Consider the following 20,992-nt stretch of genomic DNA (forward strand, 5'->3'; position numbering starts at 1 on the left):
GTGGGGACTTAAGTATTAAAAATTTCTAAACTTACATCAAATTGGGTGTTCTTTCAAATATAAAAGGCCAATTAGTCCAGATTTCTAATTTTTTTCTACAGGTCGAACTTTATCCCCTGAGCGAGTGGGAGCGTGTTTGAATAGTTGATCGTGTTGGTTTGTCGGCGCATGTAACCTTTCCATGCATCTGAGCCGCTTTCTCTTCCTCCACCAGTTTCCTTCTCACCACCAAAAGCCCCGCCGATCTCTGCTCCAGAGGTGCCAATATTTACATTGGCGATGCCACAGTCGGATCCCGAAGCTGATAAAAATTGTTCTGCTTCTCGGAGATTGAGTGTCATAATTGCAGATGATAACCCTTGTGGAACATCATTTTGTATGCGGATGGCTTCGTCGAGGCTGCTGTATTTTATCAGATATAGAATTGGGGCAAAAGTTTCTTCCTGAACAATCTTAAAATTGTTATCTACTTCAGCAATGCAGGGTTGCACGTAACAGCCTGAACTGTAATGATCACCGCTTAATGCTAAGCCTTCAACGATGTATTTTGCACCCTGGACTTTGCCGTTTTGAATAGCTTCACTGTACAACTTTACTGCTTCCTTATCTATTAATGGGCCTACATGATTGTGCTGATCTAAAGGATTTCCTATTCTCAATTGCCCATAAGCCTTTACCAGCTTTGCTTTAAATTGTTCATAGATGTCCTCATGAATAATTAGTCGCCTTGTCGACGTACAACGCTGTCCTGCTGTACCTACTGCGCCAAAGACAGCACCAATGAGCGACATATCAAGATCCGCATATTTTGAAATAATTATGGCATTGTTTCCGCCTAATTCCAGTATACTACGACCAAACCTCGAAGCTACGGCAGCAGAAACTATTCTGCCAACTTTGGTAGAGCCAGTAAAAGAGATCAAAGGAAGTTTTCTATCGTTAGTCATCATGTCTCCTACCTGATTGCCGATAATAATGTTGGAAATACCCTCCGGCATTTTGTTTTCTTTCAGGACTTTAGCCAAAATATGCTGACAAGCGATAGCGCAAAGCGGAGTCTTAGAGGATGGTTTCCAGACGCAGACATTACCACATACAAGTGCAAGTGCAGCATTCCAGCTCCATACTGCGACGGGGAAATTAAATGCCGAGATAATGCCTACGATACCTAGTGGATGCCATTGTTCATACATTCTGTGATTTGGCCGCTCAGAATGCATGGTGAGTCCGTAAAGTTGCCTGGACAATCCGACAGCAAAGTCACAGATGTCTATCATTTCCTGCACCTCTCCTAATCCTTCCTGCAGGCTTTTGCCCATTTCGTACGAGACAAGTGTACCGAGGTAGTTTTTAGTTGCCCTTAAAGCATTACCAAGTTCACGAACAATGTCACCTCTTTTTGGTGCTGGCACTGTTTTCCAGTATGTAAACGCAGTCTGAGCCGTATCAATTACGTGGTTGTAGTCGTCTGATGAGGCCAGGCTTAAAGAAGCAATTACTTTCCCATTTACGGGAGAAAAACTGTCGATTCTTTTTCCGGAGGAGGAGGTCTGCCATTCGGTTCCCGTACTGTAACCGGGATTTTGATCTTTGATATTCAGATTGCTTAAAACTTCCTCAATATTGTGTTGCATAGGGATATTGTTGTGGAGTCAGGCTGAATTCGTGACCCTGTGATTACTTGTGTTTATTTAAAGTTACGTTATTTTGTAAAACATTTCTGCAGACAAAACCCATCACATTTATTATCAGTTAATTATACATAGTGTTGTTTGTATGTGGATAATTATTTGAAAAGTTGTATAAATATTATTGTAAACTTATCAGGTATATTTAACACAGGGATCTGTTAAAAATAAGTCGATATATGGAAGAGGAATTTTATTTTGAGTTTAGTGATGATGCACAACGTTCGGTAGAGCGCTATGAGGAAATGCTACGCAATCAAGATCAATATTTTTTCGATGCGCAGGCTTTTGAAAATATTATTGATTACTACATTGAAAAAAACGATCCGGTTAAGGCGCTTCAAGTCGTAGAGTATGCCGCAAATCAGCATCCTTATGCTGCTGTATTTCTCGTTAAACAAGCCCAATTGTTTTTTGTAACTGACCAGATAGAGCGGTCTTTCCTGTCTTTACAGAAAGCCGAAATGCTGGAAGCATCGGAGCCGGAGATTTATATCTTAAGAGGAAATATTTACAATAGCCTGGAACGCCATCCTGAGGCGTTGGAAAATTTTAAGCAGGCTTTGGAATTCGCGGAAACTACTGATGAGATTCTGCTGCAAATAGCCTATGTCTATCAGAACATGTTGGACTACGAAAGTGCAATCGTATATATCAAACAAAGCCTGGAATTGAATATGGAGAATAAAGACGGGTTATATGAACTGGCTTTTTGTTACGATATTCTTGATAAGCAGGAAGAAAGTATTCAATTTTATGAAGAGTATATAGATAAGGACCCGTATTCTTATGCGGCATGGTATAATCTCGCCAACTCCTACCATAAGATTGACTTGTTTGAAAAGGCAATTGATGCCTATGACTACGCAATTCTAATCAAAGATAACTTTGCGTCTGCTTACTATAACAAGGGTAATGCCCTTGTGCAGCTAGACAAGTATGCCGAAGCAATTGAAGTCTACAAACAGACTTTCGAGTATGAGAAGCCGAATGCAGATACGTATTGTGCAATTGGCGAGTGCTATGAGAAGTTGGAAAAAATGGATGAGGCAAGGTCATACTATAAGAAATCAGTTAAGATGGACGCTAAAATGGCAGATGCCTGGTTCGGAATAGGAGTAACGCTGAACTTTGAGGAACGTTTCTTTGAATCCCTTCATTTCTATAAGAAAGCCATTGACCTTGACGATGAAAATCCCGATTTCTGGTTCGCGATGGCTGATGCATATTATAAACTCGGTCAGATTGAGCTTTCTGTTGAAGCCTACAACAAAGTGTTGGAATATAACCCCGTCGATGTGGAAGCCTGGCTAGATTTTTCTACCGTTTTGTACGAGCAGGGTAAACTCTTAGAGGCATCAGAAACTATTTCTGATGCCATCAAAAATAATCCAGATGCTGCGGAACTGTATTATAGAATGGTTGCTTATTTGTTTGCACTAGGACAAAAGAATGAGGCACTTATCTATTTAGAAACAGCATTGACGACAGATCCGAATAAGCATCATATCCTTTTTGAATACTTGCCGCAACTGGCTGAAAATGGATCTATTTTAGAGGTAATTAATCGTTACATAAAGTAGCACTGGGGAGTTTATTAAATATTACCTAGAAAAACTGTCTGATTTTTTTCACCTTTGCCAGTAATATGAATTATTCATTAAACAACATACCAGAGCGCCCAGTAAAGCCTCGTGATAAAGGGATTACAATGGTAATGGATAAGGGACTAAGTTTAAGACAAACGGAAGACTTTATTGACGTTGCAGGTATTCATTCTGATATTGTGAAACTTGGTTGGGCTACATCGTTTGTAACCCCAAAGCTAAAAGAGAAGCTATCAATATACAAATCTGCAGGCATACCTACTTATTTTGGAGGAACACTTTTCGAAGCGTTCATTATCAGGAATCAATTCGATGACTATTGCCGGGTTTTGGAGAAATACGACATGGAATATGTAGAAGTTTCTGATGGATCGATCACAATAGAGCATGATCTTAAATGCGAGTTTATAAGTAAGCTATCAAAACATGTTACTGTGATATCTGAAGTTGGTTCAAAAGATGCGGCGAAAATATTTGCACCTTATAAATGGATCAAATTGATGCAGGCCGAGCTTGATGCGGGGTCATGGAAGGTTATCGCGGAAGCGCGAGAAGGTGGAAATGTTGGGATTTACCGCGGCTCCGGCGAAGTTAGAGAAGGTTTAGTTGATGAAATATTAACTCAAATCCCAGAAGAAACAATCATTTGGGAGGCACCACAAAAGGAGCAGCAAGTCTGGTTCATCAAACTTCTTGGTGCTAATGTTAACCTAGGAAATATTGCACCTGCGGAAGTTATTCCGCTAGAGACAATCCGACTGGGATTACGTGGGGATACCTTTGATCATTTCATTGATTTGAATAATTTGTAGTCATAATGAGAAAGTTTGGTCTTATTGGATATCCTTTATCTCATTCTTTTTCAAAGAAGTTTTTCAACCAGAAGTTTCAGGCTGAGGGAATAGAAGACTGTGAATACGATCTTTATCCGATAAAAACTATTGATTTACTGGGCGAACTATTGATGGATAATCCAGATTTAGAGGGGCTAAACGTCACGATTCCTTATAAGTTAGAAGTACTGCCTTTTTTGAATGAAATTGATGAGGCTGCGCGCGCCATAGGTGCTGTTAACTGCATAAGAATTACCGGAAAGCAGAAATTTGCCACACTCAAGGGATTTAACACTGATGCTTATGGTTTTGAAGAGTCGTTAAAGCCATTGTTGGAACCATGGCATAACAAGGCCATAGTTCTTGGTGATGGTGGTGCTGCTAAAGCAATTAAGTATGTGTTGAACAAATTGGGTATGCCCTTTATAATTGTCACCAGGAGTCCAACTGATAGTTCGATCTTATACGACGAAATAGATGAAGAGCTACTTTCGGAATACACTGTAGTTATCAATACCACACCATTGGGGATGTCACCTAACGTTGTATCTTCACCAGATTTGCCTTACCAGTACTTAACGGCCAACCACTTGGCTTACGATCTTGTTTACAATCCTGAAGAGACCACATTTTTAAATAAGGCCAAAGTTCAGGATGCTAAAATCAAAAATGGCCTGGAAATGTTATACCTGCAGGCGGAAAGATCGTGGTATCTTTGGAACAGATAATGAAAAATCTTCCAGTTTTTGCGTTTATGGGATTCGTTACTATGCTCTGTTCATGTGGAGGGGAGAGTTATTCCCCGAAACCCCGTGGATATTTTAATATTGAATTTCCAAAGAAGACGTATCGCTTGTTTGATAAAGGTTGTGCTTATTCTTTTGAATATCCCTTGTACGCAGAAATGGTAGCGGAGGGTAATAAGACTGGAGAGGCTTGCTGGTACAACCTTTACTTTAAACAGTTTAACGGAAGACTTCATATGACGTACTATGATGTGTCATCCAAGAATGAATACGAAGGTTTGGTAGAAGATGCCAGGACTTTCGCATTCAAACACACAGTAAAGGCCAATTCGATAGATCAAAAGCTCATCAATTATCCAGATAGAAAGGTTTATGGCGTATATTACGCAATCGAAGGCAATACGGCCTCTTCAGTCCAATTTTTTCTTACCGATAGTGCTAAACATTATTTTAGGGGGGCACTCTATTTCAATGAGCGACCGCAGTACGATTCGATTCAACCGGTTGTTGATTTTATAAAAAAGGACTTGGACAAGATGATCAGTACTTTTAAATGGAACCATTAGCAGTATGATAAAGATTAAGAAATTTACATTTAACCCAGTAAGAGAGAACACTTACATTTTGTTTGATGACACAAATGATTGCGTGATTATTGATCCTGGTATGTATGATTCAGAGGAGCAAAATGAATTTTATAGGTTTATAATGGATAACCGATTAAACCCAGTGTTGTTGCTCAATACCCACTGCCACTATGACCATGTTTTCGGGAATAAATTTGTTTTTGATAACTGGGTATTGAAGCCACAGTTTCATCATGGAGAATTGATTGTACTTCATTCGATACCCGGATATGCGCCTCAGATGGGTTTAGCCTATGAGCTTTCTCCAGAACCTGAAGTTTTTCTTGCAGAGCAAGGAACAGTTAGCTTTGGTTCAAGTACCTTGGAATTGATATTTGCGCCAGGCCATTCTCCTGCTCATTTGTGCTTTTATGCAAGAGAAGATAATTTCTTAATTGGCGGAGACGTGTTATTCCAAAACAGTATTGGAAGAACAGACCTTCCGGGTGGAAACCATGCACAATTGATCAGCAGCATCAAGAATAACTTGTTTATATTGCGGGACGACTGTACGGTTTTTCCAGGTCACGGGCCTTCTACCACGATCGGTTTTGAAAAGCAACACAATCCGTTTTTAACCTAATTGATATATAGCAATTGAACACTCCTTTTTATATCGCTCGCCGATATCTGTTCGCGAAAAAATCGACAAATGCGATCAATATTATCTCAGCAATATCTGCTGTTGGTGTATTTGTAGGGAGTGCGGCATTAATTATAATTCTGTCAGTCTTCAATGGCTTTGGGGAAGTTGTATTGAAAATGTTTAACACCATTACGCCTGAAATTGTCATCTCGCCAAAGCAAGGTAAAACGTTTGCTCCCAACTCGAGTTATTTCATTTCACTTAAAAAGAGTAGAGACATTTACTCTTATTCCGAAGTTCTTTCGGAGAATGCTTTGCTTAGGTACAACGACAAACAATCTGTTGGTTTAATAAAAGGCGTTAGCGACCAGTATTTGAAAAATAAAAAGTTGGATAGCATTACCGTGGAAGGCAAATTTATGTTGAATAACAGCACAGGCAATTTTGCAGTTCTAGGCTCTGCCATACAAACTTATTTGATGGTAAACATCACAGACCCCTTTAACCAGCTCCAAGTCTTCTCGCCTAAAAAAGGGTCAAATGCAAGTTCAATTAATCCGGCAGATGATTTTACTACTTTATCTATACCTGTATCGGGCGTGTTTGAAGTGCAGCAGGACTTTGACAACATTGCTATAGTACCTTTAAAGTTTGCACGAGAACTTTTGAGTGAGCCTGAAAACATATCATCTATAGAGATCAATCTGAAACGGGGTGTCAATGCTGCGGATTTTAAAGATAATATAGAACATCGAATTGGAGGCCGGTTTGATGTCAAGGATCGTATTCAGCAAAATAGGGTTCTTTATAACATTCTAGGAAGCGAAAAATGGGCTGTCTATATTATCTTAACATTTATTCTGATCATTGCTATTTTCAACATCATAGGATCTTTGACCATGCTGGTAATAGATAAATTAACGGATATCGCTATTTTGAGTAGTCTGGGGGCTGGCAAGAAGCTAATTAAGAGGATATTTCTATTTGAAGGCATGATGATTACCATGACTGGATGCGTATTTGGCCTATTGGCGGCTTTTGTATTTTGCTTGTTTCAACAAAAATTTGGATTTGTCAAGATGTCTCAGGAAAACCTGATGATCTCAAATGCTTACCCTATCAGCTTTAAATGGACAGATTTTGTACTTGTCTTTTTTACAGTGAGTATATTTTCGTTTGTGGCATCAGCTTTGTCTGCTAATTTAAGTGTAAAAAAAATAAACCATTTAAACCAAGAATTATAAAGTTATGAACCTTTTTAGGAGATCAATCATTCTAGCTTTTACCATCATACTAGTGGTAACTGCCTGTAACCACGATAAGGTTGAGGAGAATAAGGATACCTTTAAGATATTGAAAGGGTTGTATAGTTTCGGTCCCGAGATCAAATCGTTTACAGATTGTGAAGAAGGAAAGGAATACTGGGTAGCCGACAGTGCGAAAACTCTTGAACTAGCCTATAGCAATTTTAATTTCGAAAAGCCATATGAACCCGTCTATATTGAAGTGGAGTGCCATTTGATCAAATCAGATCGTTTAATGGTTTCAGCCGACTTTGATTCTACAATGGTGGTAACTAAAGTGTTGAAAATAACGAAGGAGATTCCAGACGGGCCTTGTAATTAAGAAAGTGGCATGAGAAAAATGTCTGTTTTTAAAGGTGAAATAATTCCCTTTTGTTCTGCGATTTTAAACATTACGTTAATGGCTTTTCTCCCTTCTATTCCTAAATTAATTGAATAATCGTTGACGTAAAGGTCAATGTGTTTATACATTACCTCCTCATTCATTTCTTGTGCATTACTTTTTATAAAATCAAGACCAGATTTAGGATTTGCGAAAGCATATTCTACTGATTTTCTGAGGAGACGGTTTACTTTATGCTGGACATTCGGATCTAAGGATCTGTTAATTACTATTCCTCCTAAGGGTATGGCACATCCGGTTAATGTTTCCCAATAACTTCCCAGGTCAATAATTTTATGCAATCCCTTCCCTTCGTACGTGAATCTGTTTTCGTGAATAATGAGTCCGATATCTATTTTATCATCTAGCAGAGAAGACTCAATATCCGAAAATAGCAATTCCTTTTTATTTCCAAGTTGTGGATAGGCGATGCCTAATAGAAAGTTAGCCGTGGTGTACAAACCTGGAATTCCAACTAATAATTCGGGATCAAGATTATTTGCCACGTGTTGATTTTTGCAGATCAATAAAGGCCCGACTCCGAACCCAAGAGCGCTACCTGCATCCAGGATCACATATTGTTCATGCACATAAGCGTAGGCATGAAAACTTAGCTTAGTGATATCGAGTTCAGCTTTGAGTGCCTTTTGATTTAGCGTTTCGACATCGTCAAAGGAAACTTCAAACTCTATTCCTTCCGTATCAATTTTATGATGAATTAATGCATCAAAGATAAATGTATCATTAGGGCATGGGGAAAAGCCAAGTGTAAGTTTCATAGGATAAAGGTAGTTACAACCGGAAACTGCTTAGTTGCCCATTTGTCAAAAAGTCAATTGCCCATTTATTCAGGTTGGCAATGGCAAGCCCTATGTTCCAATTTTCTTTGTTTCTGGGTTCCACGTAATTAGAAATACTTCTCATCTGAAGGCAAGGAATGGCTAGCTGCTCACAACAGTAAAGCACAGCGGCTCCTTCCATACTTTCTGTTGTTGGATTTAAGCGCTTAACGATCTGATCGATGCTACTTTTCTTGCCATGAACCATGTTTACCGTGATGCCCTTCACTTTTTTTATGTTTTCAAATCTATCATCAAGTAGATTATTTACAACGTTATAAGCCCCTTTTCCAAAGCCAAGTTCTTCAATAGTCAAGAATTCAGCATCATCCTCGGCGCCCAATTCCGAGAATTCATCTGAATTGATGTTCAGTAAAGTCCCCAGCGGAATCTTCTTATTAAAGCTCCCTGCAATACCAAGATTCAACACAAGACCATATTTATCGGAAAGCTTTTGTCCGAGTGCAAACGCTGTTGCGGTCATACCTACACCGGTGATCAATAGGTCGAAATTCTCTGATTGTATAAAGTCACCATCAGGGAGATTAAAGTTTTCTATAAGTATTGATATTTCTACCCGGGTTGCGGCAACAAGGAGGATTTTCATTGATGGGAAACCTTTAGGTCATGAATTTAGCAAACTTTTATCTAAGTTTGTCAATAATATAAACTGCCATGATATATATAACCAGAAAAGCATCTTTCAATGCCGCCCATAAATTGTCGCGGCCAGATTGGACAGAAGAAGAAAACACAGCAGTTTTTGGAAAGTGTGCAAATCCCAATTGGCATGGGCACAACTACCAGCTCTATGTAACTGTAAAAGGGGAAATAAGTCCGGAGACCGGATTTTTGGTAGATTTAAAATGGCTTAAGGACATTATGAATACTTCTGTAGTAGATAAAATCGACCATAGAAATTTAAATCTTGACGTTGATTTTATGAAGGATAAATTAGCTTCTACCGAGAATCTTGCTGTAGCTATATGGGAGCAAATTGAGCCGTTGATTGCTGAGTCCGACGCACAACTACATTGCATTAAAATTTATGAAACCGAAAATAACTTTGTAGAGTACTTCGGTTAACAAAACTCTTATGAATCAAATGGAACATTTAGACGATGAGGAGAACGGATATATCAAAATAGACCGTTATAATGTAGCAAAAACTGAGTCTATAGCGCATCATTATAAAGACATTCTAACTCAACTTGGTGAGGATCCTGAAAGGGAAGGCCTGTTGAAGACTCCTGAGCGAGTGGCAAAGGCACTCCAATACCTGACTCACGGATACGACCTGAACCCTTCAGAAATTCTACGTAGCGCAATGTTTAAGGAGGATTATAGTCAGATGGTTGTTGTGAAAGATATAGAAGTGTATTCTATGTGTGAACACCATATGCTTCCTTTTTTTGGTAAAGCCCACATTGCCTATATCCCAAATGGCCATATTGTAGGCCTAAGTAAAATCCCACGTGTAGTTGATGCCTTTTCCAGGCGTTTGCAGGTACAAGAACGACTTACAAATGAGATCAGAGATTGTATTCAAGATACATTGCGACCCGCTGGTGTGGCAGTTGTGATTGAGTGTAGACATCTCTGCATGGCAATGCGCGGCATACAAAAGCAGAATTCGGTAACCACAACTTCTGCTTTTACCGGTGAGTTTGCTAAAGATAAAACAAGGGCAGAATTTTTAAGGCTGATCACGGCCAACCTACATTAACATTAGAGATACTATGAAAGCATATATATTTCCGGGGCAGGGTGCTCAATTTTCAGGAATGGGAAAAGAGTTGTATGGAAATCCAATAGCAGAGCGACTGTTTGAGCGGGCGAATGAGATTATTGGTTTTAGAATCAGCGACATTATGTTTTCAGGTACGGAGGAACAGCTAAAAGAAACTAATGTTACACAACCAGCTATATTCTTACATTCGGTTATTTTGGCAAAAACGCTTGGAGATAGTTTTATGCCAGATATGGTTGCTGGACACTCTTTAGGTGAGTTTTCTGCATTAGTTGCAGCGTCCGCGTTATCATTTGAGGATGGATTGAGGTTAGTGATCACAAGAGCTAATGCGATGCAAAAGGCATGTGAAGTACAGCCATCTACCATGGCTGCCATTCTAGGGCTCTCAGATAACGTCGTTGAAGATATATGTAGTGGTATTGAGGACATTGTTGTCGCGGCCAATTACAATTGCCCTGGTCAGATCGTTATTTCTGGAAGTATTGCAGGTATAGACAAAGCGTGCGAAGAATTAACTGCTGCTGGTGCCAAACGCGCATTGAAATTAAATGTAGGTGGCGCTTTCCATTCACCTTTAATGGAACCTGCAAGAGTTGAGCTTAAGGCAGCGATTGAGAAGGTGTCCGTATTGCCTCCAATTTGTCCGATTTACCAAAACGTATTCCCAGAAGCAAACAGTGACCCACAAAAGATTAAAGAAAACCTTATAACCCAACTAACAGGTGCGGTAAAGTGGACGCAGGCAATGGAACAAATGATTGCGGATGGAGCTACAGAGTTTGTTGAAGTAGGCCCTGGAAATGTTTTACAAGGTCTCGTAAAAAAGGTTAACCGAACAATGCCAACGAGTTCAGCTACTATAGCTGCGGTCTAGTCTAGTTAGCGGCAACTTAAATATAGCGGCGTGAGTATAGGAAGTAAAATAAGATTTCTTTTATTAATATTAGGCGCCTGCTGCATTATTACAGCTGTTTCTTTGAGGCACTCCATAACAAAAAAAGAGTTACTCCGTTACGAAGCGACAAGTCTTCAGTCAAACCTGGCTCAAAAGGAAAGGGTTGTTTACCGATTTCTTTCCAATAAGAATGAGCTGAAAAATGCAAGTAAGTTTTATAAAAATGAGGAACTTGGACTTGCGTTCGTTGCAAAGTATCGTGATCTGGGGATAAATATTTTGACGTATGAGGGTGATGAACTTAAGTTCTGGAGCTCTATTAAAGCAATCCCCTCAAATCCCGAACTGATTAAAGAAGGCTCTTCTTTTCTACAGTTCAACAATGGGTGGTACGAGGTGATAAAAAAGACTATTGATGATGAAACCATCTTCTTTTTAATTCAGGTAGAGACCCAGTATTCCATACAAAACCAATACCTGGAGAATGGAATTTCCAATTATTTGCTGGATAACAATTCGTTAGCCCGGGCTACTTTTGCTGATTACGAGGTATCTCCGATAGTTAATTTGGCTGGTAAAGTCCTTTTTGAAGTAAAACTAAAACAAGGTTATTCTAAAAGTATCTATGCCAGCATCGAAATCTGGCTGTGGATAGTCGGCCTTTTTAGCTTTTGTTTATTCTTTAATTCCTTTTGTTCCTGGCTTGCTAAGCGTGGAAATCTCATCGCAGCAACAGCGCTAATCGCTTTATTTTTTTTTACCATTCGAATCACTGATCTAGAGTATGGATGGTTCAATCAACAGTTTGAGCTGTCAATGTTTAATCCAAGCGTATATGCAGAAAGTTTTTTTCTACCCTCATTAGGAGATTTTTTACTCAATGTGATAGCGATATCATGGGTCGTATTATTCATCTTTACTTACGCCAATAAGTATAGTCTTCCTAGTTGGCTGTCTAGAAATAAAGTGGGAGGATTGATCTTTCAATTTGCGCTCTTGATTGTTTTTGGCCTCCTGGCTTTTCTGTTTGATCAGACCTTTCTTGGGTTGATAGAAAATTCTAAAATCAATTTTGACATCACAAACATCATCAACCTCGGTTGGATCAGTTGGGTTAGTATTGTGATTCTTTGTCTCGTTTGGTTTAATATTTATATCATTGCAAGCGTTTTTATGCAGGTTACGCTGCAGCTTAATGTAACCAATAGGGAGCGCCTATTACTATTCTTCTCTGTTTTTTTGGCCTACTTCTTTTTCAGACTTCAAGCGGGTTTCACAATTTTCTTCGTTTTGTACGCTTTTTTCATCTTCATCATCGGCTGGAATTTTTACATCAGAGAAAATAAGTTTTCTATAAGTGTTTTCGCGGCATTGTTTTTCTGTTTGGCTTCGATAACATCGCTTAAATATCAACAGTTTATCGATGACAAGGAGCAAGATAAGCGTATAGCGATAGGTCAGAAACTAATTGCACCAGATGACATTTCCGTAATTAGTACAATTGAGAATCTGGAAAGCGGAATATTGTCAAATAATTTTGTGCTGGACTATTTTAAGCGGCCTGCCCTAAATAGTGTTCTAGAACTCAGGAAGAACATTGACAAACAATACCTGGATAATTTTTTGCCTCGCTTTGAATATAATGTATTTGTTTACAATAACCTTGATTCATCAGCTGCCGTACAGGAAACGCTACCTCTTTCTTATTTTAAAAAGCTTGTACAAGCAGGCTCAATTAAAATCTCAGAATCGAACTTCTTTTATCGCCTTAATGACACATTTGGATATCAGAATTATTTCGGCATCATTCCTATCTATGAAGGCCCAAGAAATCTTGGCACTTTAGTAATCGAACTGAAGTCACAATCTTATAACTACAAGGGTCAACTTCCAGAAATCCTAGTCGATAAGATGATAAAGAACGACAATGATTATAGCAATTATTCTATTGCCCTTTATAAAGATGGCAAGCTGGAAAGCCAGTCTGGAACCTACACCTATAAAATTTCCAATGCAGAATATAGCTCAAAATTAAGGAAGACCTTTTTTTACAACGATACCTCCAACTATTCTCACCTTGTTTATGCTCCGATTAAGTCCAAGCTTGTCGTGATCAGTAAAGAAAATGTTTCCAGTATTATGCTGCTTGCAACACTATCATTCTTCTTCTTAGTTTTCATAATATTCTCTGTGATCCTTTACACCATGATTTGGCTTTTAAAGAACATTGATGAAAGTTGGGGCGGATGGTTTAGTATTAATAGGTCGCTGATGATCAATGCCAACAAAATACTTTACAAAACAAGGATTCAGCTTTCCATAGTTCTCTCTGTGGTAGCAACCTTATTGATTGTAGGATGGGCAACTTATTTTTATATCAGTAAAGAATACCGGATTCAGCAGGACAATTTCATTAAAGACAAAATAAGAAAGGTTCAACAGTCTTACGAGAAGCAAATCTCAGTTGGCGGCATCCCTCAAGTTTCGGACAAGTCGATCAATGACTTCAACCAGTTCGCTGATATTAACGCGGCCTATCTGAATCTGTATGACAAAGATGGCGTTCTGCTTTACACATCTTTGCCAAAGATGTTTGATCTTGGGATAATTAACAGGAGAATGGGGGCCGTTGCTTTCATAAGTTTAAGCAAACTGCAAAAATCAGAATTTATAAATTATGGTGAAAAAATAGGGTCTTTTACTTATTCAGCAGCATATGCGCCCATTCGAAATTTCCAAAATCAGACAGTTGGTTATATAGGTGTTCCCTATTATGCAAATGAGGCAGACTACCAGAACAAGATAGGTATCTTCATTAACACATTGATTAATATCTATGCTTTGGTATTTGTAGGGATTGGAATTTTGGCAGTTTTTCTTGCCAATCAGATCACTAGTCCCCTTACTTTTATTCAGGAAAGTATCCGTAAGACTAAACTTGGTCAGAAAAATCAACCAATACAATGGTCGAGACATGATGAAATTGGATCCTTGATCCGCGAGTATAATAAGGTGATTGCAGCATTGGAAGAAAGTGCGATCAAGTTGGCCAAGTCAGAACGGGAGAGTGCTTGGAGAGAGATGGCAAAGCAAGTTGCGCATGAAATTAAAAACCCACTGACTCCACTTAAGCTAGGTGTCCAGCTATTAGAGAAATCCTGGAAAGAGAAGGATCCAAATTTTGAATCCAAGTTCGAACGCTTCAATAAATCCTTTATAGAACAAATAGATAGTTTATCGACTATTGCATCTGAGTTTTCGAACTTCGCTAAAATGCCTGATACCAAGTTAGAAAGGCTTTCGCTGCTTCCAATCATCAATCAAGCAAGAAATGTATTTACTAATAGTGAGCAAGTAGAAATTTATATTTTAAATCATGCTAGGGGAGATATTAATATACAGGGTGATAAGGATCAACTGCTAAGAACATTCAATAATCTCCTTAAAAACGCCATAGAGGCCACTAAAGACAATCAAAAGTCTTTGATCAAGATCACTATTAATAGCGATCAAAAACAGGTCTACATCGAAGTAGAAGACAATGGAAAGGGTATAGAGCAGCCACTTCACACAAAAATCTTTGTTCCAAACTTTACTACTAAGTCTTCAGGAACTGGTCTTGGGTTGGCGTTTGTTAAGCAAGCAGTCGAAAATGCCGGGGGGTCAGTTTCATTCAAATCTGTGATGAATGTTGGTACAACGTTTTATTTGACCTGTCCCTTATCTTAAATCGATTGATGCACGGCCCATTGTGTAGCCGTCTGCATATAAGATGATGGCGTACACACCTTTCACATATGGCCCCGGATTTATCCAGTCCATTTTATAGGCTGTATTGTCGTCATTGAAAGAAATGGATGTAGCGATCGTAAATTGCATTTCCTGGCCATCTGCTTCAAACATGTTCGCATCGTCTGCAATTAAGTTACCTGAAGGATTGAATATTCTTAAATATATTTGATGGTAGTCCTTCGCAGCAAGCTGATTGGGCACTATCTCGAAGGTAACAGTAAGCTTTTTTGTGGTATTAGCTTTAGTAACTTCCACGTTTTTACCGCTGCTTTTAATTTTAAAAGCCGTCACAACAATATTTGAGGCTTTCAATGCAGCACTAGTCTTTATTTTGGCGTTAAGTTCCACATTTCGCTTTGAAAGCGTTTCAGCTTCCTGGCTGGTAGTGAGGGCATAGGACGCAAGACTATCCATTTCTGACTTAAGATGGAAGTTCTCCCGCTTAAGCTTCATAATGTCTTCGTTATAATTCTGCAGAAATCCTCTAAGTTCTCTTACTTGGTTTTGCGCATTTGCAAGTTCTTCCTGAGTTAATAAACCTTTTTGGAGTGCTTGTTTCAGTTGAGCTATTTTCTTTCTGGCCATTCTTTGCCCATCAATTAATTTATCATTTAATGATACGTTTATTGAATTTACTTTATCGAGCTCAACCTCAATTTTTTCAACTTCTAGTTCTAATCGGTCTTTTTCAGTATTAACGTTAACAAAACGCTCGCTTTCATGTTTGTCTTTAAAAAAAAGATAAGCATTTGTACCTAGTAACGCGACAATAACCACAATAAGAAAATAGATCTTATTGCGGTCACCCTTATTTACTAAATCAGTCTTATCATTCATTATTAAAATCTTTTCGTTTTAGGTAAAACGCGAACATAATTAAAATTATGCAAAAAGGTAAAAAAAACCGAGTTTTTATATGAGACTTTGAAAAAAATCGTTTACTTGCTAGGAAATGTGTCCGTAATGTATACATGACTACACAAGTGAAACTTAATTTTCTATCAAAACAAAACAACTAAAAATGCTAAAAACCAGCATCTATGGGCTTTTATTATGTTTAATAATTCCGTCTGCATCATTCGCTCAAAATACCTCAAAAATTGCTCCAAAACGCGAGTTTAGAGGTGTCTGGGTAGCAACAGTATCTAATATCGACTGGCCTTCTAAACCTGGACTGAGTGTAGATCAGCAAAAACAAGAGTTAATAGGATTGCTTGAAAGGCACAAAGCAAATGGTATGAATGCCATTATGCTTCAGGTTCGGCCTGCTGCCGATTCTTTCTATGCGAAATCACGAGAGCCCTGGAGTCAGTGGTTAATGGGTAAACAGGGAGTGGCTCCTGCTCCGGGCTATGATCCTTTAGAATTTGCGATTAAGGAGGCTCATTACAGAGGTATGGAGCTTCATGCCTGGTTCAACCCATACCGCGCTACAATGAGCGCAAACGCTATTACCCACCAAAACCATATGACGAAGCAGCGCCCCGAATGGTTTTTTACTTACGCCGGTAAGAAGCAGTTTGATCCCGGAATACCCGAAGTTAGGGACTATATTGTTCAGGTCATTCTCGATGTGGTGAAAGGCTACGACGTTGATGGCATTCATTTTGACGATTACTTTTATCCCTATAAAGTAGAAGGTCAGCAGATCAATGATGCCGCAACCTTCAATAGGTACTCAGATGGGTTTGCGGATATTAGTGACTGGAGGAGGAACAATGTTAACCTGCTTATAAAAAAGTTGGATGACAGCATACATTTTTATAAGAATTACGTGAAATTCGGTGTCAGTCCCTTTGGAATATGGAGAAATAAATCAGAGGATACGCTTGGTTCAGCTACGAATGGTTTATCCAATTATGCGGAGCTCTTTGCAGACTCGAGAAAGTGGGTTCAAGAAGGCTGGGTTGATTATATCAATCCACAAATTTATTTTAGTTTCTCTCGCCGGGTTGCACCATTTGGAACCTTGGTAGATTGGTGGAGTAACAACACATTCGGAAGACATCTTTACATTGGACAAGCCGCTTACCTGGTCAACCAGCGATCCGAAGCTGCCTGGAGCATCCCAAGTCAGATCCCAGATCAGGTAAGATACATTCGAAATAACAATAGAGTGCAGGGCAGTGTTTATTTTAGTTCTAAGTCTTTTTCGACCATCGCGCGTGCAGTTGGTGACTCTTTGAAGAATGACCTATATAAGTATCCTGCTTTACCGCCACAAATGCCATGGCTGGATGACGTGGTACCTAATGCGCCCCAGCAGTTTTCTGCAGAAGCAAAAGCAGATGGTGTTCATTTAAAGTGGATAAAGCCAATCAAAGCGAGCGATGGCGAGACTGCATCAGGTTACGTGCTCTATCGGTTTGAAGAAGGAGAAGGGATTGGAATATTGAATCCTAAAAACATCTTAAGGATAAGCTTCGAAGAATTTACATCTTACATCGATACCAATGCAGAGAAAGGAAAGCGTTACAACTATCTTATTACCGCCCTGGACCGACTAAAAAATGAAAGTGATCCAAGTGGTCCTGTTGGTATTCAGCGTTAGCTTAGACCTTAATCATAATATTTTTCTTGAACATGACCCAGAGAATCACGAGCCAGAAAAGCACAAAGCATACTGCCCATGCCAGTGAAGCATTTAAAGGGGAGAGGTTGTGTTCTAATCCGGAATATAAATAGTTGGTAAGCTGCAGTTGGGAACCATCGGTTGCTTTCCATGAAATCATGTTCAAGATTCTGGGGATTAATCCTGAAGCGAAAAACACGGTAATGGCATTGACACCGTACACAACAAAAGGTTTTGTAAACTTAGTATATTGCTGGACATCAATGATCCAATAGCACAAAGACAGAATCATAGTTGCTATGCCGCCTGCGTAAAGCACAAAGGAGCTGGTCCATAAAGCTTTGTTAATTGGGAACTGAAGTCCCCAGAGCAAGCCGAGTCCTGTAGCAACTAAGCCTGTACAAAATAGCCAGGATATTTTAGTAGCTGAATCCAAATCTTTACGTTTTAAATAAACGCCTACCAGTACTCCAAATAATGCGGTTGCAATAGCTGGAATAGTTCCAAGGATACCTTCCGGATCCCAGGTTTTTGAAGATTTCCATAGGTGTGCTTCGGTTAATATTGACCGATCTATCCAGGCGCCGAGATTGGTTTCTTTCTCAAGGTTCGCTGCTCCTACACCAGGAACAGGCATAAAGGTCATAAGTGCCCAGTAAGCTCCAAGAAGTACAATAATTAGTTTAAATATGTTCTTTTCTGTTGTCTTCAAAAAGATCACAGCAGCAAAAAAGAAAACCAAAGCTATTCTTTGCAGTACGCCCGAAATTCTAACATGCTCAAAAGCCTCAATAGGTGCAGTAAATACTTTTGGAAATAGCGACAAAAAGAGCCCCAATCCGAACAGAATCAGCGCTCTTTTAAGTGCCTTCCATATTGTTATTCCATGTAATGTAGTATCAGCCTTCTTACTGCTCATGGCATATGCTATAGATACACCCACAATGAAGAGAAACGATGGGAAAATAAGATCTGTTGGGGTACATCCATTCCAGTCCGCGTGCTCTAGAGGTGAATAAATATTCCCCCAGTCTCCCGGATTGTTTACCAGTATCATTGCGGCAACGGTAGCCCCTCTAAAAAAATCGAGAGAAAGCAAACGAGCCGGAGCTTCCGTTAGTGGGTGGTCTATGGCCATGGTATGTACGTTTATTTGGAATACGGATTAAAACTTGTAGCGTACAAATGCTTCCATCGCTTCATATTCTGCAAGTCCAAGTTCGTCATAAGATTCTGCAGTCTCCCTATTTCTGTCCTCTGCCCTTTTCCAGAATTCTCTGGCATCATCACCGGGAAATACAGCCCTGTCTTTTTGAGACTGGTGTTTAAATATAGCGAATTTCTTCCTTTCCACTTCCTGTGGACTCAAGGGAACAGCCATCTCAATTTCATGAGTTTCAAACTCTTTCCAAGCACCTCGATACATCCAAACCCAACAGTCAGCCACCCAACTTTCAGTCTTCGCCAACCTTCTTAGCGCTTCGATCACGATATTAAAGCATACGATATGCGTTCCATGCGGATCTTCAAAATCTCCCGCCGCAAACACCTGATGTGGCTTTACTTTCTGCAGTAAATCCATTGTAAGTTGCACATCTAGATCTGTTACTGGGTTCTTCTGGTTTTTGCCGCTTTCGTAGAAGGGCAGTTCCATAAAGTGAATATGATCGTCTTCCAGGCCGCAATAGCGTGCCCCTGCAATGGCTTCCCCTTTCCTAACCAGGCCTTTTACTGTTTGTATCTCAAGGGTATCTATTTGATTGGGAAGTTTTTGATCCATAAAACTGCGCATACTTTGATACAGTGTTTTAAGGTCCGCGCTTTCCAAGCCCATCTTTTCTGAAAAGCCGACGCTAAATTCTACGAAACGCAAAGCATCATCGTCCCAAACAGCGGTATTGCCTGACGTTTGATAAGCGACGTGTACGTCGTGTTGTTGGTCAACCAGGCGGATGAAGGTTCCGCCCATAGAAATCACATCGTCATCAGGATGTGGTGAGAAGATCACAGTTCTTTTTTTTGATGGTTCTGCCCGCTCTGGTCTTTGTGAATCGTCTGCATTAGGTTTCCCGCCAGGCCAACCTGTAATGGTGTGCTGAAGTTTATTAAAAATGTGAATGTTAATGTTGTATACAGGACCACTCTCTAAAGCCAATTGAGCCATCCCGTGGTTATTGTAATCATCTTCTGTAAGTTTTAATACAGGTTTACGTAGATAGTTTGCCAGCCATATCACTGCTTTTCTAGTCAATACTTCATCCCAAACGCAATCTTTTACCAACCATGGCGTATCAAATCTGGTAAGTAAAGAGGCTGCATCCTGATCGAGAATAAATTCTACGTTCTCAGATAACTGAAGGAAGGTGGCTGGAACTTCACTTGACATTTCCCCCTCCACGGCTTTCTTTATAATAGATGCTTTTTTTCTGTTCCAAGCCATCAGAATGATTTCTTTGGCCTTAAAGATTGTTCCAATGCCCATGGTGATCGCTTTTGTTGGAACAAAGCTCTTACCTCCAAAGTCTCTCGCAGCATCTCTTCTGGTCAGATCATCAAGCGTAACTAGTCGAGTGCCAGAATTAGGTGCAGACCCTGGCTCATTAAAGCCAATGTGACCTGTACGACCAATACCAAGTATTTGTATATCTAATCCTCCCAAATCTCCAATCTTTTTTTCATAAGCTAAACAAAAGCCAGGGATATCCTCAAGTTTCAAAGTCCCATCCGGAATGTTCACATTTGCTTTATCGATATCTATATAGTCGAATAGATTCTCGTTCATGAATGATACGTAACTCTGTGCAGCATTAGGTTGCATCGGGTAATATTCGTCCAGGTTGAAGGTAATTACGTTTTTAAAGCTTAAACCCTCCTCTTGATGCATTCTCACCAATTCTGCATAGACAGCGATGGGTGTAGCACCTGTTGCCAGCCCTAAAACTGCCATTTCACTTGTTTGCTGTTTAGTTTTTATAAGATTTGCAATACGATGAGCTACATTAAGTGAAGCTTCTTTCGGATTCTTAAAGACAGAAACTTGGAGTTTTTCAAAGCGCGTTGCCTCCAGGAGGTTTAATCTTGCCATTTAAATAATGTTAAAAGGTGTACGGAGCAGTAAATATAGCGGAGCAAAGTCACTTTTTCAACTATTTTAAAAAGTATTTATTTCTTTTTAATAATCATACGTTCTTTTAATGTTGGTTATTAACCTGAGTTCGATAAATTAATCAGGTTTACAATGAAGAACTTCTCTATATTATTTTATTAATTTGCGCGATCTTCGGTTTTAGCCTAGTTTGGTTTAGCTTTGTAACCTGATTTGAGGTAACCATTATGTAACAGGGGGTTAAACGGGAGTTAAAAAGGAGT

Annotated in this window: 18 protein-coding genes; 12 read left to right on the plus strand and 6 right to left on the minus strand. The window is 39.4% G+C overall.

Translation table 11 applies throughout. The features are described from left to right. Positions 1-95: 95 nt before the first annotated feature. Positions 96-1,634, minus strand: a complete 1,539-nt coding sequence (locus tag ACHFIZ_RS10085; protein ID WP_410885399.1) for an aldehyde dehydrogenase family protein — start codon at positions 1,632-1,634, stop codon at positions 96-98. Between the two features lie 233 nt (positions 1,635-1,867). On the opposite strand from ACHFIZ_RS10085, the gene ACHFIZ_RS10090 reads away from it, so the two are divergent. The 7 genes from ACHFIZ_RS10090 to ACHFIZ_RS10120 all read left to right on the plus strand — a co-directional run bounded on the left by ACHFIZ_RS10090 (position 1,868) and on the right by ACHFIZ_RS10120 (position 7,712). Beyond that, positions 1,868-3,271 carry a tetratricopeptide repeat protein gene (locus ACHFIZ_RS10090; protein WP_410885401.1) on the plus strand — a complete coding sequence of 468 codons (1,404 nt, stop codon included), beginning with the start codon at positions 1,868-1,870 and terminating at the stop codon, positions 3,269-3,271. A gap of 65 nt (positions 3,272-3,336) precedes the next feature. Then, a complete protein-coding gene (locus ACHFIZ_RS10095) occupies positions 3,337-4,107 on the plus strand; it encodes a phosphosulfolactate synthase (RefSeq protein WP_410885403.1) in 771 nt (256 codons plus the stop codon). A 5-nt stretch (positions 4,108-4,112) separates the two neighbouring features. Then, the gene (locus ACHFIZ_RS10100) at positions 4,113-4,856 is read left to right on the plus strand and encodes a shikimate dehydrogenase family protein (RefSeq protein ID WP_410885405.1); all 744 of its coding nucleotides are present in this window, start codon (positions 4,113-4,115) and stop codon (positions 4,854-4,856) included. Further along, complete coding sequence (locus ACHFIZ_RS10105; protein WP_410885407.1) at positions 4,856-5,440, plus strand: gliding motility lipoprotein GldD; 585 nt, start codon at positions 4,856-4,858, stop codon at positions 5,438-5,440. The genes ACHFIZ_RS10100 and ACHFIZ_RS10105 overlap by 1 nt, the downstream gene beginning before the upstream one ends. Before the next feature lie 4 nt (positions 5,441-5,444). After that, positions 5,445-6,083, plus strand: coding sequence for an MBL fold metallo-hydrolase (locus ACHFIZ_RS10110; protein ID WP_410885409.1), 639 nt, complete (start codon positions 5,445-5,447; stop codon positions 6,081-6,083). A 14-nt stretch (positions 6,084-6,097) separates the two neighbouring features. Beyond that, a complete protein-coding gene (locus tag ACHFIZ_RS10115) occupies positions 6,098-7,330 on the plus strand; it encodes an ABC transporter permease (protein ID WP_410885411.1) in 1,233 nt (410 codons plus the stop codon). A gap of 4 nt (positions 7,331-7,334) precedes the next feature. Next, on the plus strand, positions 7,335-7,712 hold the full coding sequence (locus ACHFIZ_RS10120) for a hypothetical protein (RefSeq protein ID WP_410885413.1): 378 nt from the start codon (positions 7,335-7,337) through the stop codon (positions 7,710-7,712). On the opposite strand, the gene ACHFIZ_RS10125 is transcribed toward ACHFIZ_RS10120, so the two are convergent. Both ACHFIZ_RS10125 and mqnB read right to left on the minus strand, forming a co-directional pair. After that, on the minus strand, positions 7,709-8,551 hold the full coding sequence (locus tag ACHFIZ_RS10125; protein ID WP_410885415.1) for a menaquinone biosynthesis family protein: 843 nt from the start codon (positions 8,549-8,551) through the stop codon (positions 7,709-7,711). The two genes, ACHFIZ_RS10120 and ACHFIZ_RS10125, sit on opposite strands and share 4 nt — an antisense overlap. A 13-nt stretch (positions 8,552-8,564) precedes the next feature. Beyond that, positions 8,565-9,218, minus strand: coding sequence for a futalosine hydrolase (mqnB, locus tag ACHFIZ_RS10130; RefSeq protein ID WP_410885417.1), 654 nt, complete (start codon positions 9,216-9,218; stop codon positions 8,565-8,567). Positions 9,219-9,286: 68 nt separating this feature from the next. On the opposite strand from mqnB, the gene ACHFIZ_RS10135 reads away from it, so the two are divergent. Genes ACHFIZ_RS10135 through ACHFIZ_RS10150 form a run of 4 tightly spaced genes read left to right on the plus strand, consistent with a single transcriptional unit; the run spans position 9,287 to position 14,988 of the window. Then, a complete protein-coding gene (locus tag ACHFIZ_RS10135; RefSeq protein WP_410885419.1) occupies positions 9,287-9,697 on the plus strand; it encodes a 6-pyruvoyl trahydropterin synthase family protein in 411 nt (136 codons plus the stop codon). A gap of 10 nt (positions 9,698-9,707) precedes the next feature. After that, positions 9,708-10,337: a GTP cyclohydrolase I FolE gene (gene folE / locus ACHFIZ_RS10140; protein ID WP_410885421.1), complete on the plus strand. Its 630-nt coding sequence runs from the start codon at positions 9,708-9,710 to the stop codon at positions 10,335-10,337. A 13-nt stretch (positions 10,338-10,350) separates the two neighbouring features. Then, the gene (gene fabD / locus ACHFIZ_RS10145) at positions 10,351-11,238 is read left to right on the plus strand and encodes an ACP S-malonyltransferase (RefSeq protein WP_410885423.1); all 888 of its coding nucleotides are present in this window, start codon (positions 10,351-10,353) and stop codon (positions 11,236-11,238) included. 30 nt (positions 11,239-11,268) lie between these two features. After that, complete coding sequence (locus ACHFIZ_RS10150) at positions 11,269-14,988, plus strand: ATP-binding protein (protein ID WP_410885425.1); 3,720 nt, start codon at positions 11,269-11,271, stop codon at positions 14,986-14,988. On the opposite strand, the gene ACHFIZ_RS10155 is transcribed toward ACHFIZ_RS10150, so the two are convergent. After that, positions 14,980-15,888, minus strand: coding sequence for a hypothetical protein (locus ACHFIZ_RS10155; RefSeq protein WP_410885427.1), 909 nt, complete (start codon positions 15,886-15,888; stop codon positions 14,980-14,982). The genes ACHFIZ_RS10150 and ACHFIZ_RS10155 overlap by 9 nt on opposite strands. A gap of 184 nt (positions 15,889-16,072) precedes the next feature. On the opposite strand from ACHFIZ_RS10155, the gene ACHFIZ_RS10160 reads away from it, so the two are divergent. Further along, positions 16,073-17,602 (plus strand): glycoside hydrolase family 10 protein, encoded by a 1,530-nt coding sequence (locus ACHFIZ_RS10160; RefSeq protein WP_410885428.1) that lies wholly within the window; start codon positions 16,073-16,075, stop codon positions 17,600-17,602. Between the two features lies 1 nt (position 17,603). Here the strand turns inward: ACHFIZ_RS10160 and ACHFIZ_RS10165 are convergent, their stop codons facing one another. Then, complete coding sequence (locus tag ACHFIZ_RS10165; RefSeq protein WP_410885430.1) at positions 17,604-18,761, minus strand: acyltransferase family protein; 1,158 nt, start codon at positions 18,759-18,761, stop codon at positions 17,604-17,606. A 27-nt stretch (positions 18,762-18,788) separates the two neighbouring features. After that, positions 18,789-20,708: a glucosamine-6-phosphate deaminase gene (gene nagB, locus ACHFIZ_RS10170; protein ID WP_410885432.1), complete on the minus strand. Its 1,920-nt coding sequence runs from the start codon at positions 20,706-20,708 to the stop codon at positions 18,789-18,791. Positions 20,709-20,992: the final 284 nt, after the last annotated feature.

Origin of the sequence: Pedobacter sp. JCM 36344, from assembly GCF_046546555.1 — a bacterium.
In the GTDB taxonomy this organism is placed as follows: Bacteria; Bacteroidota; Bacteroidia; order Sphingobacteriales; family Sphingobacteriaceae; genus Pedobacter.

What these genes read in the sequence shown, in the direction of transcription:
- ACHFIZ_RS10160 (WP_410885428.1), top strand. Translation starts at nt 16,073, where the DNA reads ATGCTAAAAACCAGCATCTATGGGCTTTTATTATGTTTAATAATTCCG.
- ACHFIZ_RS10085 (WP_410885399.1), bottom strand. Translation starts at nt 1,634, where the DNA reads ATGCAACACAATATTGAGGAAGTTTTAAGCAATCTGAATATCAAAGAT.
- ACHFIZ_RS10100 (WP_410885405.1), top strand. Translation starts at nt 4,113, where the DNA reads ATGAGAAAGTTTGGTCTTATTGGATATCCTTTATCTCATTCTTTTTCA.
- ACHFIZ_RS10120 (WP_410885413.1), top strand. Translation starts at nt 7,335, where the DNA reads ATGAACCTTTTTAGGAGATCAATCATTCTAGCTTTTACCATCATACTA.
- mqnB (WP_410885417.1), bottom strand. Translation starts at nt 9,218, where the DNA reads ATGAAAATCCTCCTTGTTGCCGCAACCCGGGTAGAAATATCAATACTT.
- fabD (WP_410885423.1), top strand. Translation starts at nt 10,351, where the DNA reads ATGAAAGCATATATATTTCCGGGGCAGGGTGCTCAATTTTCAGGAATG.
- nagB (WP_410885432.1), bottom strand. Translation starts at nt 20,708, where the DNA reads ATGGCAAGATTAAACCTCCTGGAGGCAACGCGCTTTGAAAAACTCCAA.
- ACHFIZ_RS10095 (WP_410885403.1), top strand. Translation starts at nt 3,337, where the DNA reads ATGAATTATTCATTAAACAACATACCAGAGCGCCCAGTAAAGCCTCGT.
- ACHFIZ_RS10090 (WP_410885401.1), top strand. Translation starts at nt 1,868, where the DNA reads ATGGAAGAGGAATTTTATTTTGAGTTTAGTGATGATGCACAACGTTCG.
- folE (WP_410885421.1), top strand. Translation starts at nt 9,708, where the DNA reads ATGAATCAAATGGAACATTTAGACGATGAGGAGAACGGATATATCAAA.
- ACHFIZ_RS10125 (WP_410885415.1), bottom strand. Translation starts at nt 8,551, where the DNA reads ATGAAACTTACACTTGGCTTTTCCCCATGCCCTAATGATACATTTATC.
- ACHFIZ_RS10155 (WP_410885427.1), bottom strand. Translation starts at nt 15,888, where the DNA reads ATGAATGATAAGACTGATTTAGTAAATAAGGGTGACCGCAATAAGATC.
- ACHFIZ_RS10135 (WP_410885419.1), top strand. Translation starts at nt 9,287, where the DNA reads ATGATATATATAACCAGAAAAGCATCTTTCAATGCCGCCCATAAATTG.
- ACHFIZ_RS10105 (WP_410885407.1), top strand. Translation starts at nt 4,856, where the DNA reads ATGAAAAATCTTCCAGTTTTTGCGTTTATGGGATTCGTTACTATGCTC.
- ACHFIZ_RS10110 (WP_410885409.1), top strand. Translation starts at nt 5,445, where the DNA reads ATGATAAAGATTAAGAAATTTACATTTAACCCAGTAAGAGAGAACACT.
- ACHFIZ_RS10165 (WP_410885430.1), bottom strand. Translation starts at nt 18,761, where the DNA reads ATGGCCATAGACCACCCACTAACGGAAGCTCCGGCTCGTTTGCTTTCT.